The organism is Bifidobacterium sp. MSTE12, from assembly GCF_000513015.1.
Classification (GTDB): Bacteria; Actinomycetota; Actinomycetes; order Actinomycetales; family Bifidobacteriaceae; genus Bifidobacterium; species Bifidobacterium dentium.
This window is the reverse complement of sequence record NZ_AZYA01000028.1, coordinates 25,851-41,967: the sequence shown is the minus strand read 5'-3', so window position 1 is coordinate 41,967 and position 16,117 is coordinate 25,851. Positions and strand designations below refer to the sequence as shown.

11 protein-coding genes and 2 pseudogenes are annotated in these 16,117 nt (G+C 59.2%); 2 read left to right on the top strand and 11 right to left on the bottom strand.

From position 1 onward, the window contains the following. Positions 1–34: 34 nt before the first annotated feature. Positions 35–1,468 (bottom strand): uridine transporter UriT, encoded by a 1,434-nt coding sequence (gene uriT, locus HMPREF1494_RS05920; protein ID WP_034520873.1) that lies wholly within the window; start codon positions 1,466–1,468, stop codon positions 35–37. Positions 1,469–1,756: 288 nt separating this feature from the next. Next, positions 1,757–2,767 carry a LacI family DNA-binding transcriptional regulator gene (locus HMPREF1494_RS05915; RefSeq protein WP_034520869.1) on the bottom strand — a complete coding sequence of 337 codons (1,011 nt, stop codon included), beginning with the start codon at positions 2,765–2,767 and terminating at the stop codon, positions 1,757–1,759. Positions 2,768–2,885: 118 nt separating this feature from the next. On the opposite strand from HMPREF1494_RS05915, the gene HMPREF1494_RS05910 reads away from it, so the two are divergent. Continuing rightward, positions 2,886–3,821 (top strand): nucleoside hydrolase, encoded by a 936-nt coding sequence (locus HMPREF1494_RS05910; RefSeq protein ID WP_012902498.1) that lies wholly within the window; start codon positions 2,886–2,888, stop codon positions 3,819–3,821. Positions 3,822–4,268: 447 nt separating this feature from the next. On the opposite strand, the gene araA is transcribed toward HMPREF1494_RS05910, so the two are convergent. The 8 genes and pseudogenes from araA to HMPREF1494_RS05875 all read right to left on the bottom strand — a co-directional run bounded on the left by araA (position 4,269) and on the right by HMPREF1494_RS05875 (position 13,703). Beyond that, positions 4,269–5,786, bottom strand: a complete 1,518-nt coding sequence (gene araA / locus HMPREF1494_RS05905; RefSeq protein WP_034520865.1) for an L-arabinose isomerase — start codon at positions 5,784–5,786, stop codon at positions 4,269–4,271. A gap of 87 nt (positions 5,787–5,873) precedes the next feature. Then, positions 5,874–6,566 (bottom strand): L-ribulose-5-phosphate 4-epimerase, encoded by a 693-nt coding sequence (locus HMPREF1494_RS05900; protein ID WP_003838764.1) that lies wholly within the window; start codon positions 6,564–6,566, stop codon positions 5,874–5,876. 40 nt (positions 6,567–6,606) lie between these two features. Next, positions 6,607–8,229: a xylulokinase gene (locus HMPREF1494_RS05895; RefSeq protein WP_034520863.1), complete on the bottom strand. Its 1,623-nt coding sequence runs from the start codon at positions 8,227–8,229 to the stop codon at positions 6,607–6,609. Positions 8,230–8,526: 297 nt separating this feature from the next. Then, positions 8,527–9,645: a LacI family DNA-binding transcriptional regulator gene (locus HMPREF1494_RS05890; RefSeq protein ID WP_003838761.1), complete on the bottom strand. Its 1,119-nt coding sequence runs from the start codon at positions 9,643–9,645 to the stop codon at positions 8,527–8,529. A gap of 135 nt (positions 9,646–9,780) precedes the next feature. Continuing rightward, positions 9,781–10,848 (bottom strand): annotated as a pseudogene (locus HMPREF1494_RS05885) (Maf family protein); the annotation flags it as partial. A 92-nt stretch (positions 10,849–10,940) separates the two neighbouring features. Continuing rightward, positions 10,941–11,241 (bottom strand): annotated as a pseudogene (locus HMPREF1494_RS11975) (Maf family protein); the annotation flags it as partial. After that, positions 11,238–12,242, bottom strand: coding sequence for a homoserine kinase (gene thrB, locus HMPREF1494_RS05880; RefSeq protein ID WP_034520858.1), 1,005 nt, complete (start codon positions 12,240–12,242; stop codon positions 11,238–11,240). The pseudogene HMPREF1494_RS11975 and the gene thrB, both read right to left, overlap by 4 nt. 144 nt (positions 12,243–12,386) lie before the next feature. Beyond that, the gene (locus HMPREF1494_RS05875; protein ID WP_034520855.1) at positions 12,387–13,703 is read right to left on the bottom strand and encodes a homoserine dehydrogenase; all 1,317 of its coding nucleotides are present in this window, start codon (positions 13,701–13,703) and stop codon (positions 12,387–12,389) included. A 226-nt stretch (positions 13,704–13,929) separates the two neighbouring features. Between HMPREF1494_RS05875 and HMPREF1494_RS05870 the strand changes: the two genes are divergently transcribed. Beyond that, the gene (locus HMPREF1494_RS05870; protein ID WP_003840941.1) at positions 13,930–14,520 is read left to right on the top strand and encodes a PTS sugar transporter subunit IIA; all 591 of its coding nucleotides are present in this window, start codon (positions 13,930–13,932) and stop codon (positions 14,518–14,520) included. 20 nt (positions 14,521–14,540) lie between these two features. On the opposite strand, the gene HMPREF1494_RS05865 is transcribed toward HMPREF1494_RS05870, so the two are convergent. Continuing rightward, positions 14,541–16,115: a diaminopimelate decarboxylase family protein gene (locus tag HMPREF1494_RS05865; protein ID WP_034520853.1), complete on the bottom strand. Its 1,575-nt coding sequence runs from the start codon at positions 16,113–16,115 to the stop codon at positions 14,541–14,543. Positions 16,116–16,117 lie beyond the last annotated feature (2 nt).

Below are 16,117 nucleotides of genomic sequence, written 5' to 3'. Positions count from 1 at the left end.
CCCAAACCTTCATCAACCTAGGATGACGGCTGCATCAGTCGTTCAAAGTTTCCGGCCGGGGAATCAGGAACGAGCATCCGAGGGCGAGCAGCAGCACTACCGCACCTCCAATCATACTGGCGACATATCCGGCGGAAGTACCGTTCGATTGGGAGAATGCGTCCATGACGCCATACAGCACTGTGTAGCTTATGCCTGCGCCAAGGTTGAATGCGCCCGCATTGAAGCCGGTCAAATAACCAGTGTTGTCCTTTGGCGAAAGCACCACCCCAAGTCCATTTAGCATAATATTGACGGTACCGGCGTAGCTGATACCAAGCAGCAGAGAGAGACCAAGCAGTCCAGCCACGGTCGGTGTGTGCACAACGAAGGTGCCAATTGCAGCGGCGGCTACACTGATGCCGAGTCCGCAACGCAACACTTTCAGATAACCGAACTTGGTGGCCAGAATACCGGCGATTGGACCAAATATTAGACCGATGATGGCGTATGGCGTTAGCGTAAAGAACGATGAGATGCTCGCGGAGACACCCGCACCGCATTCACTATCCTGGGCGATAGCCGGCACCACGCCATTCATAATGGCGAACACACCGGTTAAAGACAGCAGGGTGGTAAGCAGCAGACCCCAAGTACGGCGCTGCTTGAGATAGTGCACGGGAGATAGCGGATGGCTACTCTTTCTTTCAACGGCCCAGAATGTCACAAATGCAGCCAAGGCAATCGCTAGCAAAATACCAACGAACATCCAATTGACTTCCGCGATATGTTGCATGGAATTGACTGCAGTCAGCGCCGTTCCAACAGCGACAACCAGGAAGATCACACCCAGCCAATCCATCCTCTCGTTCTGAGATCCTTCCGCGACACTTTCGTCTGCGAAAATGCCGACCAGGATGGTGGAGGCGATGCCAATCACAGCCATGGTCCAGAAAATCGGACGGTAGCCCCACGTTCCCGCAATCCAACCACCGGCAATAGCGTCAACGCCTGCGATACCGCCATTCACGGATGTGATGACGGCCATCAACTTGGTGTATTGCTTTTCGTCGGGCACGCGGACATGCAACATGATGATGCATAGCGTCACAATCGGTCCAGCAGCACCTTGTAGCAAACGACCGACAAGCAGTACGGTGACGTTCGGGGCAAGCGCGGAGACCGTGCAGCCGGCGACGGTGAACAGTAGCATACCCATAAGCACCTTTTTGCGCCCCATCAGGTCGGCCAAGCGCGGCAGAAACAGTGAGAATAATGCCGCTGAGGTAAAGAAAACTGTCTGTGACAAGCCGATTTGGGTGGCCGTCGTGTTCAGCTCGCTCTGCATAGTCACCAAAGCTGGAGATAACATGGAGGCGTTGAGCTGAAAAGCGAACGTGGCCGTCAAAAATGCGACCATCAGAAACGCAATTGATGTACCGCCCTTCCGCAACGGCATGGAAACTTCAGGCTGCATTGTCCTGCTCATTTTCAAACTTCTTTCCTGTGATGATGCTTGGCATCGTGAAACTCCTTTGTTTTGCCCGAGAAAATATCGCTGGATCAGGCAAATCCACGACTTTGTCAACGCGATACTTTAAAGATAAATCGATTTGGCAAAGATGTCAAAGACGAGAGGATGACTCTAGCCTACAGAGACGGCTCTGTTATGAGATTCCCTTGAAAACTGCCCATTGTTGACATCACCAAAAAACGACACGCCGAACACATACCTGCCCACATATCCTCGGAAAAGAGTCAGTGAAATCCGAATAACCTATCGCAACGGAGCAGTGCTGGAACGGACAATAAGCTGCGGAGTATAGGTCTTCACCTCACGCTTACGATTTGGATGATCGATGCGATCCATCAACATTTTGGCCGCATCGGCGCCCATTTGACGCGTCGGCTGACCCATGGTAGTCAACTCCGGATTCATCAACCCCGCGAACAACACGTCGTCATAACCAATCACGGAACGATCGTCAGGCACCCTGTACCCCATTTCCGCCGCCACTTTGCACACCGCGAGCGCCGTAAGGTCGTTGGCAGCCACCACCGCAGTAAAATCTCCCCAATTCATCATTCGTGCGAGGTTAAGCGCCGTTTCATAGGTGTAGTCGCCCTCGCGCACAATACTCGAATTGTACTTGGCACCATCCTCTTCAAGCGCCTGACGATATCCTTCGAAACGACTGCGCGCCCCTTCGAGAAACAGCGGGCCAGTGATGCATGCAATGTGTCTATGTCCGAGACGAATCAAGTATTCCGTAGCTGTTTTACCTCCGAACAAATGATTGCCGGCAACCACGTCACCACTGTCGGCGCTCGTGAAATCAAGCAACACATGAGGCATACTTCGTTCCTTCAGGATATCGACACACACCGCATCTCGGCTTTTATCGCTGGTAGTTCTAGCCAAAATCACGCCTTCGACGTTCTTCTGGTACATCAGCTCAATGTACCCGCTTTCGCGATCAGGCTGATTGTCGGAATCGTTGAGTATAAGACTCCAACCGGCTTCATGACAGGCGCGCTCAACCCCCTTGGCGAACGTCGCATAGAAATCGTTACTGATATCGGGAACAATTAACGCCATGGTGTTGTTGCTGCCCTTACGCAGGTCGCTAGCAGCCTGATTACGCACGTAATGCATGTCCTCGGCAGCTCTAAGCACCTTCTGTCGCGTTTCCTCCGAGACTCTAAACGGTTTGCCATTCAGAATCAACGAAACCGTAGGCACCGAGGTTCCCGTCGCCTCGGCGATGTCTTTCATGGTCACTCGCATCACATGCACCTCCCTCAATATTGTACGTGCCGTTCCGGCGTGTCGTTGTTTGACATGAATTTTGCTAAATGTTTAATATGTATTTGCCAAATCGATTTATCAACAAAGGAGTTATATCATGGCAAAGCAGAAGATCATTCTCGATTGTGATCCGGGGCATGATGATGCCGTCGCCATCATGATGGCCGGCAAACACCCAAACATTGATTTGCTTGGTATCACCACTGTTCGCGGTAACCAAACCTTGGAGAAGACCACCCGCAACGCTTTGAACGTCTGCCAGTATCTCGACCTTGATGTGCCGGTATATCAGGGTATGAGCCGTCCGATGGTCATCGAGCCGCGTCAGGGCGAAGAACGCGTGCATGGCAAGTCTGGCCTTGACGGCCCACAGTTTGATGAACTAACCAAGCCTCTCGAAAAGAAACATGCATTACAGTATCTGATTGAGACGCTGATGGCCTCCGACGGCGACATCACACTGGTGCCTACAGGTCCGCTAACCAACATCGCCATGGCCATGCGTATCGAGCCACGCATCTGCGAGAAGATTCAACAGATCGTACTCATGGGCGGCAGTTATCAACATGGCAATGTCACCCCATCCGCCGAATTCAACATCTGGGCCGATGCGGAAGCGGCGCACGTAGTGTTCTCCAGTGGGGTGAAGGTGACCATGATGGGACTTGACGTGACCCGCAAAGTGCTGTGCACCCCGGAAATCGTTAAGCGAATGAGCGTACACACGAACAATGCGGGCAGGTTGTTCTGCGATCTGATGACCTTCTTCGGTCAAGCCCAGAAGCGTACCTACGGATGGGAGGGAGGCCCTCTACATGATCCGACCACTGTGGCTTATCTAATCGACCCATCCATCGTGACCGTCAAGAACATGCATACCGATATCGAAATCCGCAGTGAGCAAAGCTACGGCCGCACCAACTGCGACTACTTCCTACTTACCGACAAGCCTAAGAATACCAACGTCGCTATCGACATCGACGTGGAAAAGTTCTGGAATCTCGTGGAGCACTGCATCTCACTGTATGACTAATCCCTTGAAAACAATCACGATGTATGGGGGTGGTCGTAATGAGCGTTCCGAACATACGGATTTGCGATTCCTATGTAATCGCCATTGCATGGCACACATACATTACCGGCCTTGGCTATACCGCCAAGCTACAACGATGGGGAAATAAGTGGCGCGTAATCACCATTGACTAACCTCATCACATTACGAAATCCAAGATTCCTCATGTATCTGAGGTCGATCAGCCACCACAGGAATGGAATCCGAACATTATTCCGGGTTCTATGCTACCGGTCGACCATAATCACCTGAGCGTCGGCGGTCCGGGGCCATGCCCAATCTGCCGACGCTCAGCGCCTCTCAGTGTCGGTAGATTGAGGCACCTCCCAGTCTGCCGACGCCTAGAGTGCCGTAAGCGTCGGCAGGTTGGGCATGGCCCCGGACTGCCGACGCTTACGGCACATCGACTCAGTGACGATTGTTGAGACGGTGGTACATCTCACTGATCTCGAGGTCACGCTCGAATTCGCGGGCGGTGGTGTTCTCGTCAATGGTGGCGAGCTCGACGCCGGCAATGCGGGCGAAGTCCTCCCAAGCCTCACGGCCGACGGAAGTGGTCATGCAGGTGTGGTGCGAAGCACCGGAGCGCAGCCAGCACTCGGCGGAGGTCTTCAGGTTCGGACGCGGAACCCACAGGGCACGGGCGCACGGCAGCTCCTTGAGGGAACCGTCCGGCTCGACGATATCGACCACGTTCATGGTCAGGCGGAAGCGTTCGCGCACATCAGACATGGACACGACCACGGCATCCTTCTTCGGGGCGCCGGTGAAGACCAGACGCACCGGATCGGCCTTGCCGCCGATGCCGAGCGGATGAATCTCCAGTTTCGGCTTGGCGATGGTGCCAATGGACGGAGAGGTTTCAAGCATGTGGGAGCCCATGATCTTCTCACGGCCCGGCACGAAGTTGTAGGAGTAGTCCTCCATGAGGGACGCGCCACCGTCAAGGCCATGCCCCATCACGGCGCCGATACGCACGAGCACGGCGGTCTTCCAATCGCCCTCGGCGGAGAAGCCGAAACCGTACTCGGATGGGAAGCGCTGCGGGCCGACGCCCGGCAGCTGCGGCAGGGAGCCGAGGTCCTCGAAGTTGTCGACGCCGGCGGTGCAGCCGTTGGCACGCATCATGTTGACCATGGCGGCCTCTTCCTTGGCCGCGATGAACAGGGAGTCGTACTTGGCGTCAAGCAGTTCCGGATCGACGTCGTACTTGGCCTTGTAGTCTTCGATGATCTCCTTGACCTGATCGTCCTTGACGGCGTCGTAGGCGGCGCACAGTTCGTTGACGGCCCAAGTGTTGATGGAGGCGCCGAACACGCGCTCGGCTTCGGTCTTGTCGCCTTCGGTGACAGCCACGTTACGCATGTTGTCGCCCCAGCGCATGACCTTCATGTTGTTGGAGGCATCCCAGCCGGCACAGGCGCGGGTCCAGGTGGCGATCTGCTCGGCGACTTCCGGATCGGTGTAGTGGCCGACGACGATCTTACGATTGATGCCCAGACGGGTCAGAATGTAACCGAACTCGCGGTCGCCGTGGGCGGCCTGGTTCAGGTTCATGAAGTCCATGTCGATGGTTTCCCACGGAATCTCGAAGTGATGCTGGGTGTTGAGCTGCAGCAGCGGCTTGGTGAGCACTTCGAGGCCGCGAATCCACATCTTGGCCGGAGAGAAGGTGTGGCACCAGGTGATCACGCCGATGACGTTCGGATTTGCGGAAGCTTCGACCATGAAGGCTTTGACGCCGTCGGAGGACTTCAGGGTGGGCTTCAGCACGATCTTGACCGGAATCTTGCCGGTGGCGTTGAGCGCGTCGACGATTTCGCCGGACTGTTCGGCCACCTGGCGCAGGGCTTCTTCGCCATAAAGATCCTGGGAGCCGACGCCGAACCAGACTTCCTTGCCTTCGAACGGGTTTTCCATTGTCATGTTGTTTCCTTTACTTCGTTGTTGTTGCGATCGTTGATTGTGCTTTGTCGATTATGTTGCGCTGCCATCTCTGGCGAAGGAGCGTCGTCAGTGCTGTCCGTAAACGTTCTGGTAGCGGTCGTTCAGCTTGTCGATGTCCTCCTGCGGAATCGGAATGATATCGCCCAGCTGTTTGGCCGCCCACATGGTGTGAGCCACCTCCTCGGTCATGGCGGCGGCCTTGACGGCGCCTTCCGCATCCTTGCCGATGGTGAACGGGCCATGATTCTGCATGAGCACGGCCGGAGACTTCGGATACTTCTTCAGAGTCTCCACCACGCCCTCGCCAATGGCCTCGGAACCGATCAGTCGGAACGGTCCGACCGGTACCGGCCCGCCGAACTCGTCACCCATCATGGTCAGGCCGCACGGAATGTTCTGGCCGGTCGCCGCCCATGCGGTCGCGTAGGTGGAGTGGGTGTGCACCACACCATACACGTCGGGCATGTGGCGGTAGATGTAGGCATGGGAAGCGGTGTCGGAGCTCGGCGACTCGGAGCCGTCGACCACGTTGCCGTCAAGGTCGCACACGACCATGCTCGACGGAGTCAGGTACTCGTAGCGCAGGCCGGACGGCTTGATGACCATCAGGTCGGCGGTGTGCAGACGCTGGGACACGTTGCCGGCCGTCCATACGACCAGATTCCATTTGATCAACTGCTCGTGCAGGGTTGCGACGACTTCGCGCACCTGCTTGACTTCGGCGCGGACCTCGGGGCCGTAATCAGCCAGAGTTGCCATGATGTGTTTTCCTTTCGTCAGGTCTTGATTTGGTTTACGATTATTTGGTTTCCAGAGGGATGCTTGCGATTGCGGCGTGCTCCATCGGCAGTCCCTTGCGGAAGCGGTCGAAGAATTCCTCGAAACCGGCCACGTCGTCGGCGTCTGGCTCTTCCGTGGTGGAGACCGCGTCCGAGAAGACGCGCGAATCGAGGTATTCGTCAAGCGGCTGGTCGGCATGCCATAGGTAGTCGGCGAGCACGGCCATACCCCACGCTCCGCCTTCAGCGGCGGTGGCCATGACCTTGATCGGAGTGTCGAACGCGGCCGCGAGGATTTTCTGCGCGACCTTCGGCGTGGTGAAGATGCCACCATGCCCGACGAGTGAATCGACTGCGACGCCTTCGTCCTTGGTCATGACGTCCATGCCGATCTTCACCGGCGAGAATGCGCCGAACAGTTGGGCCCGCATGAAATTGCCAAGGCTCATCCGAGCTTCCGGACCGCGGGCGAACAGCGGTCGGCCTTCCGACAGGCCGGCCAGGAATTCGCCGGAGCGGAACGGATAGTTGATGAGTCCTCCGCAATTGGAGTCGACGTCATCCGCGATCGCGGAACGGAAGAGCGTGCCATACAGCGTGCCGGCGTCGAGCGGCTGTCCGATGGCAGCCGCGAACTGGCCGAACAGGCCGACCCATGCATTGAGATCGGAGGTGAAGTTGTTGGCGTGGCTCATACCGGCCAAATCACCGGCCGGAGTGGTGACGAGATCCACTTCCGGATGCAGTCGTGCCAGCTTGTGTTCGAGCACCACCATGGCGAAGATCGAAGTGCCGGCGGAAACGTTGCCGGTGCGCACGCGCACGGAATTGGTGGCCACCATTCCGGTGCCGGCGTCACCTTCAGGCGGGGCGAGGGTGATGCCCGGCTGGAGGGTGCCGGTCGGGTCGAGCAGCTTGGCGCCTTCGGCGGTGAGTTCGCCTGCCGGAGCACCGGCCACCAGCGGTTCGGGAAGTAGGTCTTCAAGCTTCCATGGCTGGGCCGCGACTTCCGGCAGCGCATCGAACTTGTCGATGAACGTGGTTTCGTAGGTGTGAGTGGTCGGGTCGATGGGGAACATGCCGGAGGCATCTCCCACGCCGAGCACCTTCCTGCCGGTGAGCTTCCAGTGCACATAGCCAGCGAGCGTGGTGAAATAAGCCACCTTGCCGACGTGCTCCTCCTTGTTGAGCACGGACTGGTAGAGGTGGGCGATGGACCAGCGTTCCGGAATGTTGTATTGGAAGAGTTCCGAGAGCTTCTCATGAGCTTCGGATGTGTTGGTGTTCTGCCAGGTGCGGAATGGGACAAGCAGCTCGCCGTTCTCGTCAAAGGCGAGGTAGCCGTGCATCATGGCGGAGAAGCCGATGTGCCCCACATGGGTCAGTTTCTCGCCGTAAGCGGTTTCCACGTCGCCGGCCATCTTGGCGTATGCGGTCTGCAGGCCCGTCCAGATCTCCTCCTGGGTGTAGCTCCACAGGCCGTCTTCCAGATGGCTGGCCCAGCCGTAATCGCCGGCGGCGATGGTGTGGTATTCGTCATCGATAAGTACCGCCTTGATTCGGGTAGATCCGAATTCGATGCCCAAGCTCGTCTTGCCTGCGCGGATTTTCTCGGCGGTCAACGCAACCGGCTCTTGCGACATAGTTCCAAACTCCTTGCGTCCGAGCACCTCGTAACCACTCTGTCAACCGAATGTTAGCGCTCACTGTTAACGCTCACTATTCTAAACGGAAAGCATCGACCACACAAGTCCGTCGTGTCCTGCCACTCCATGCAATTCGCCTGATCCCAGGAAACGGGGGACATCCAAACCATCCTCGGCAGACCTCATCCGTCCGATTCACCAAAATCGGACAACCAGGGAACGGCAAACGGCTTGTGGGTGTCCGAATTTGAAGATTCGGACACCCACAGGCCAAAGAGTCACGGGCAACGGAACTCAGCGGTGGCGTACAGGCCCCAAAGAACTGCGATTCATGACTTTGGCGGGGATAAGACCCACACCATGCTGCGAGATGGAGAACGAGTTCTCGTCGCCCTCCCCAAGCAGATACAGCGCCTCACGCATGGCTGCGGTACCAAGTCGTTCGAAGTCCGGGTGAATCGTGGTCAGGGGCGGGAACATATTGTCCATCGCCGGCATGTCATCAAAACCGACGACGCTGACATCCTGCGGAATGCGCACACCGTGCTCGTGCAACGCGCGAGCCACGCCCACGGACTGGCTGTCGTTCGCGCACACCACACAGGTCGGCAGTTCACCGCCGGTGCGTCCGATATTGTCAAGCACATGATTCATTTTGCCGTACGCTTCCGTGGCATCCCACGATTCACATTGCACGGTCACGGAACTGATCGCGTTCGCCCCGCATAGCTTGTTCCAAGCGAGCAAACGGGTCGCCGCATCCCGCCATTCCTTCGGACCGGCGAAATACAACACCGAACGGTGGCCATATTCGCTGACCATTCGCATCACGTCAGCCATGGCACCCCACTGATCCACGCCCACCACGGAAACATGACGGCGGTCGGTGGACGTCATCAGCCGCAAACCGTCCTGCACGCTTACGCCTCCGTGAGTGGAAGTGACGATCACACGCGGCTGCGAAATCTGCGCACGGCATGCGGCGGAGAACATCACATCGGTCGGCGTCAGGAAAATGAACGCGTCCACGTTCTGTTCGTCGAAGGTGCGGCATAAATCGTCAAAATCACCTTGCGTACACAACGCCTCGTGCACCATGCTCACCGACATGAACAAACCATGCGACCGAGCCATGGACTCGATGGCGGAAATCGCGGAAATCGGGCCATAGAAACGCTGGCCGCCGGCAATCAATCCGATGGTGCGCGAGCGGCGCGAAGCCAGAGCGCGCGCGGAATTGCTCGGTCGATAGCCAAGTTCGTCGATGGCCTTCTGCACTCTCTCCCGCGTGGCGTCCGACACATCAGGCGAATGATTGATGACGCGCGACACCGTCTGATGACTCACTCCGGCAAGCTTGGCGACCTCGAACATGGAAGGACGCTTGTTCGCCGTTTTACGCCTGACTGCCATGCCTCATTGCCCTCCACACGCGACCATTGTTGCCTTCGACCATTCTACACGCAACTTCAGTTAGCGCTAACAGGCGTTCTCTCGCGTTCACTTAGTGCAGCATTCGTGCATGCCGGCAACCACCGGCGAACTTACTTACCGAGCTGCCAGACGGGCAAGTCGAGCCGCAAAATTCGGCCAGTCGGTACGCATGGCGGTCAGGAGCCTGCGATTGGGGACCTCGTCGATCGGAACCCATTCGACTTCCATGCTTTCGTCGTCATTCGCGGCCGGATGCACATGATGCCCGGGCTTCTCGAAGGCGAAGACGGTGGTATATGCCCACGGTCCGTGATCCTCACGGTAGGAGCCGACCACTTCAATGTCTTCCGGAGTGATGTTGGCTTCCTCGTAGGATTCCCGCAACGCACCTTCGATCGGGCTCTCGCCGTCGGCGGTGGCGCCTCCCGGAATGCCCCACGTGCCGCCTTCCGCGCTCCAGACCGCACGATGCTGCATGACGATATGTGTCACCTTGCCGGTCTCTTCATCGCGTCGGGCCAGTAGCACGCCGGAAGCGCCGTTGATGCCCCAATGCTTACGTCCGCAGGCGCAGTCCACCCAGCCGTCGCCTGGCTGATGCACATTTTCTTTGGGCGGCAACGGTTTCGCCGCTCCCGTTTTCGCATCATGAGTCACGCGCGGATATTGGTCCTCACGCGTCACATTCCACAGATCGGTCCATTCCACACCCAGTTCGGCCGCCAGTCGGCGCACCAATGGCAGGCTCAATCCGATGATGCCGTGTGGATCGCCCTCGATGGAATCGATGAACGCGCCACCGAAACCTTCCAGCGTAAAGGATCCGGCAACCTCCAGCGGCTCACCGGTGGCAATGTAACGCTCGATGTCAAGGTCGGAATATTCGCAGAAATGCAATGTGGCCTTACTCGCGCCACGGACCATGCGACCAGTGGCGAAATCAATCAGGCAGTGGCCGGTCCACAGTTCGCCGGTGGCGCCTCGCATGGCGCGCAACCGCTCACGAGCGACGGCTTCGCTGTGCGGCTTGCCATAGCATTCGCCATCAAGCAGAAACATGGAGTCGCAGCCGAGAATCAGCGGGCCGACGGTGGCGCGGGTAAGTCCCGGCTGGCCTTCGACCGCATCGGTGATCGGCTCGGTGACGGTCGGAATGGCGACATCGGAAAAATCACGGGTCTGCACATCGTCGGAATCCTGCACGACTTCCGGTCGCAACGTAACGACATCGGCCGCGGATCCGGTCTCAAAACCGGCGACGGCCGTATCTCCCGCAATCTCACGGGACTTCAGCGGATATCCGATGATCCTCTCGCCCGAAGCGGCGGCTGCGGTCGCCGCGACGTTACGGTACGCCTCATGTACGGCCTCGGCCTTGGCGGAAGCCAGAATCATCACTCGCCGCTCGACCGACAGATCGGCGACGCGAACCCCGGCTTCGGCGGCGGCACGTTCCAGCGCAGCCGGCTCGTCGACGTTCGAAACGCGGATGGTCGGGCAGATGCCGGCTGAGAACAGCACGTCGCGACGTGGCTTGGATTTCGAGGCGAGAATCAGCGGAATGGAAGTACTCATGCGCGCTCCACCTGCACGCCCTTGGTGTCGACGCCGAGATGCAGCACGCGCCAATGGCCGGAGGAAAGCTCTTCCGCCGCAATCCGTTCGAGTTCCTCGCGGGCGTCGCCATGATGCAGCACCAACACGCACGGTCCGGCGCCGGAAACGGTGGAGGCGAACCCGTAGGAGCGCATCTTCTCGATCAGGGCCCAGGACGGTTCCATCAGCGATGCACGATACGGTTGGTGCAATCGATCCTGCGTGGCGGCGTACAGCAACGCATTGGCGTTCTTCTTCTGGCCAAGGGCGAGCATGCCCGGATTCATGGCGGCCGGCAACAGGCTCACACGGGACACATTGTGCACGGCATCCTTGAAGGAGACCTTGCCCGGCAGGGCCTGACGGGCCTTTTCGGTGGACAGCTCGTAATCCGGAACGAACACGGCGGCGGTCAAGTCATCGGCCACACGGTAGTTGATGGTGTGGAAGCCATTGTGGAGCGGATCACCGCCCGGAATCGGCACGGAGCCGACACCTTCCGCGGTCTCCATATCCCACGACATGGTCAGGCCTCCGTACACGGCCGGCGCCACATTGTCGGGATGGCCTTCGATGGCGGCGGCCAGCTCGAACACGGCGTCACGATTGAGTTCGTCATCCTGCGCGAAAGCGGCCGCTGCGGCGATGCCGGCCACGATGGCTTCGGCAGAGGATCCCATGCCCCGTGCCTGCGGAATGCGGTTGTTCGCCTGAAGGATGAAGCCCATGCGCCCCAGCCCGAAGGTCTGGCATGCACGGCGGAAGGTGGAGACCACCAAGTGGGTTTCGTCGCGCGGCAGGGTGTCGGCGCCCTCGCCTTCGATCATCACCTGCGCCGCGGTGTTCACCGGGTCGGTGCACAACGTGAATTCAAGTTCGTCGTGGTAGTCCAGGGCCAGTCCGACCGTATCGAAGCCGGAGCCGAGGTTGGCGCTGGTGGCCGGAACGCTTACACGCACCTTGCGAGTAACTGGAGTCATGTCTCGTCGTCCTTCGTCACATCTTCATTACAAATCATGCACCGTATACCCGAACCGGTACAACGGTCAAATCATGGCACGCAATCATCATCGAAGTCGGGGCCCACGTTTGCCTTGCCTGCAATCGTGGGCCCCGCATCGCAATCAGTTCAATACGCGCAAAATCGACGGCTCGCCGACCACGCAATCGAGCTCGCACACATCTTCGACGGTCTTGCGCAGGGTGAGCTCGTCGGTCATATGCGTGACCAGACGCAGCTGCTGCAGCTCGCCGTCATAGCCCGGATCCTTGAGGGTGGGCTTCAGATCCTGATTCACACCGTTGATGGACACGCCATGCTCGGCGAACTTGGCCGCGATGGCGGCGAGCACGCCCGGATTGTCGTGAATCACGAAACGTACGGCGAACTCGGCCTTGGACGCTTCGATCGGCGCCTTCTTCAAGTCGTTATACAGCGGAATGACCGGGCCCGTGCAGCCTTGCGCGATATGACGCGCCTCGGTGACCACGTCGCCGACCACCGCAGAGGCGGTCGGAGCGCCGCCCGCGCCACGACCGTAGAACATGAGGTCGTCGGCAGCCTCGGCCTTGACGAACACGGCGTTGAAGGAACCGTGAACGGATGCCAGCGGATGGTTGTTGGAGATCAGCGCCGGATACACTCGCGCGGAAACGCCGGCTTCGGTATTCTCCACGACGGCCAGCAGTTTGATGACCTTGTCTTCGGCGGTGGCCGCGGCGATGTCATCGGCGGTGATCTTGGTGATGCCTTCGACGGACACGTCGTCGATGGTCACATTGGTGTGGAAGCCCAGGGTGGCCATGATGGCGGCCTTGTTGGCGGCGTCATAGCCTTCGATGTCGCCGGTCGGGTCGGCTTCGGCATAGCCCTTGGCCTGAGCGTCCTTGAGCACGTCGTCGAAGTCGAGGCCCTTGGTGGTCATCTCGTCGAGAATGTAGTTGGTGGTGCCGTTGACGATGCCGAGCATGCTCGTCACCTTGTCGCCCACCAGCGATTCGCGCAACGGCTTGAGGAACGGAATGGCACCGCCTACGGAGGCCTCGAAGTAGATGTCGACGCCCTTGGCTTCGGCGGCCGCGTAAATCTCCGGACCGTACTTGGCGAGCAGAGCCTTGTTGGCGGTGACCACGGAAGCACCGGATTCGATGGCGGCGAGCACGAACTTGCGGGCTACGCCGGTACCACCGATCAACTCGATGACGATGTCCGAACCGGTGGCCACGCTCATGGTGTCGGTGGTGACCACGGACTTGTCGATCCATGGGAACGGGTCGGTTTCGGCGGGGTCGAGGCAAGCGACGCCGGTCAGTTCGATCGGTCGGCCGATGCGCGCTGCGAGTTCATCCTTCTGCTCCACCAGCAGACGTGCGGTCTGGGAGCCGACGGTACCTGCACCCAGCAATCCAACGCGAATCGGTGCAACATCTTCCTGTGCCAAGGCATCCTCCCTCGAATGTGAAATATTGGTATAACGTTGCTCATTGTACGGGGCCGATATGACGAACAGCGGCGAAATTCCAAGAAAGAAATCGCTATTTGCGACAATTCTGCCGTGAACGTCCCCATACGTGACGTACCATGTTCAGTAGAAGGTAACCACGAACGCGTTCGTGCCGGCTTCAACGTTGAGCGCCCGCCGAACAAAGTCCACGAAAGGACATGCAATGGCAGGATTCTTCGCCTCTCTGTTCCACAAGAAGGCCGACGCCTCCGTCTCGAATCCCGATGAGGGGGCCTTTGTCGAGTCGCCCGCCGACGATTCCCGCACGGCATCGTCGCAGGAGGAACATCTGCCGACGCGAATCGCACTCTGCTCGCCTGCCGACGGCGCCGCGAAATCGTTGGAGGAAGTGGCCGACGACGTATTCTCCACAAAGGTGCTCGGCGACGGTTTCGCCGTAACGCCGAGCAATGGGCTGATCGTGGCACCGGTCAGCGGCACCATCTCGACCATCGCCAATGCGAGGCATGCCGTGGGCATCACGATGGAGAACGGCATTGAAGCGCTGGTGCACATCGGCATCGATACGGTGCAGCTCAAGGGCGGGCCGTTCACCTTGCTGGTACAGCCCGGGCAGAAGGTCAACGCCGGTGAGCCGATCGACGAAGTCGATCTGGCGGCCGTGCATGCGGCCGGAAAGCTCACCGACGTGATCGTGGTGTTCACGAACGCCGACGACATCGATGCAATCGACATCACCGCCCACGGTGCCGTACTTGCCGGCGGTCCGGTGGGCACGTTGATTGCGCGCTGACGTTCCGTCGATACGCGCCGTTACCGGCTGACGTCCCAGCTGAGGAGATCGTCGATGCTCTGACGGCGAATCATCACATGCGCATCGGTCTCGCCGATGCCGACGACCGCCGGAATCAACGCCTGATTGTAGTTGCTGGCCATGGTGCGCCCATACGCGCCGGTGACCGGCACCGCGAGAATGTCGCCGCGCGTGATGTCGGCCGGCAGCCGCACTTCGTTCACGACGATGTCGCCGGATTCGCAGTGCATGCCCACCACACGACACAGTTTGGTGTCGTCCGAACCCTTACGGTTGGCAAGCCGTGCGGTGTAGTCGGAGCCGTACAGGGCGGGACGGATGTTGTCGCTCATGCCGCCGTCGACGGATACGTACACACGTTCATGCACCGGATTGCCGGCCTTGTCGGTGGCGTCGCCATTCAGCCGCACCGGTTTGACGGTGCCTACACGGTAGAGCGTCACGCCGGTCGGCGCGACCGTCCAACGACCCGGTTCGAAGGAGATGACCGGGGCGGGCATGCCGAGCGCACGGTTCACGGTGGTGACCGCGTCGGCGAGACGGCCGAGTTCCACGTCGATGTCCATGGCATCCTCGCCATCGGTGTAGGCCACGGAATAGCCGCCGCCCAGATCGACCTCCGGCAACGTGTACGCATCGGTGGCGTAGAAGGTCTTGCGTAGGAGCATCATGCGTTTCGCGGCCTGAATGAAGGCATCCGCATCATGGATGTTGGAGCCGATATGCGAGTGCACGCCGACCAGTTCAAGTACGTCCTGATGGCGTTGGATATCCTTCAGCACGGCGAGCGCCGGTCCGTCGGCCACCATGGTCATGGCTTCGGCAAGTTTGCGATCGCCTTCCGAAACCTTCTCGTGGCTCATGTCATAGGGGTACTTGATGTCATACCGCAGGGCACGGTCGGAACCGGCCTCGCCCGACTGCTCCCCCAGCCTTGCATTGCTTCCTGCCGGAGTCACGTCGGTCAGATCGTCCAGCACGCTCAGCTTGCTCGCGTCGGCGTCCACCGGCAGCAACGCCACGCCGAATTTCTGATCCTCGTGCGCGGTCGAAACGAATTCGTGACCGCCCGCATGGATGCCGGAGGTGACGCGCAGCATCACCCGTGCTCGCTTGCCAAGACGTTTGGCGATGTCGGCGATGCGAGCGGGCTCGTTCGGCTCGTCCACCACGATTTTGGCGAATCCCTGTTCGATGGCGAGCGCGATTTCCTCATCGGATTTGTTGTTGCCGTGCAATACGAGCCTACGGCCCGGAACGCCTGCGGCGAGCGCGATGCGCATCTCGCCCATGGTGCAGGTGTCGATGAGCATGCCTGCTTCGGTGACGATGCGGCAGATCTCCTTGGACAGCAATGCCTTGCCGGCGAAGCTTACGTGCGTGACGGTGTTGTTGAACGCATTGCCTGCGGATGTTACGAATTTCGAGGCGCGCGCACGCACTTCATCGGTGTCGATGACGTAGAGCGGCGAGCCGAATTCGTCGAGCAGGCTTTCGGCGGTGCGACCGTGGAAGGTGATTTCACCGTTGTCGTTCACGGCCGACCCGGCCGGCCAAATCGGGGTGATGGGCATGT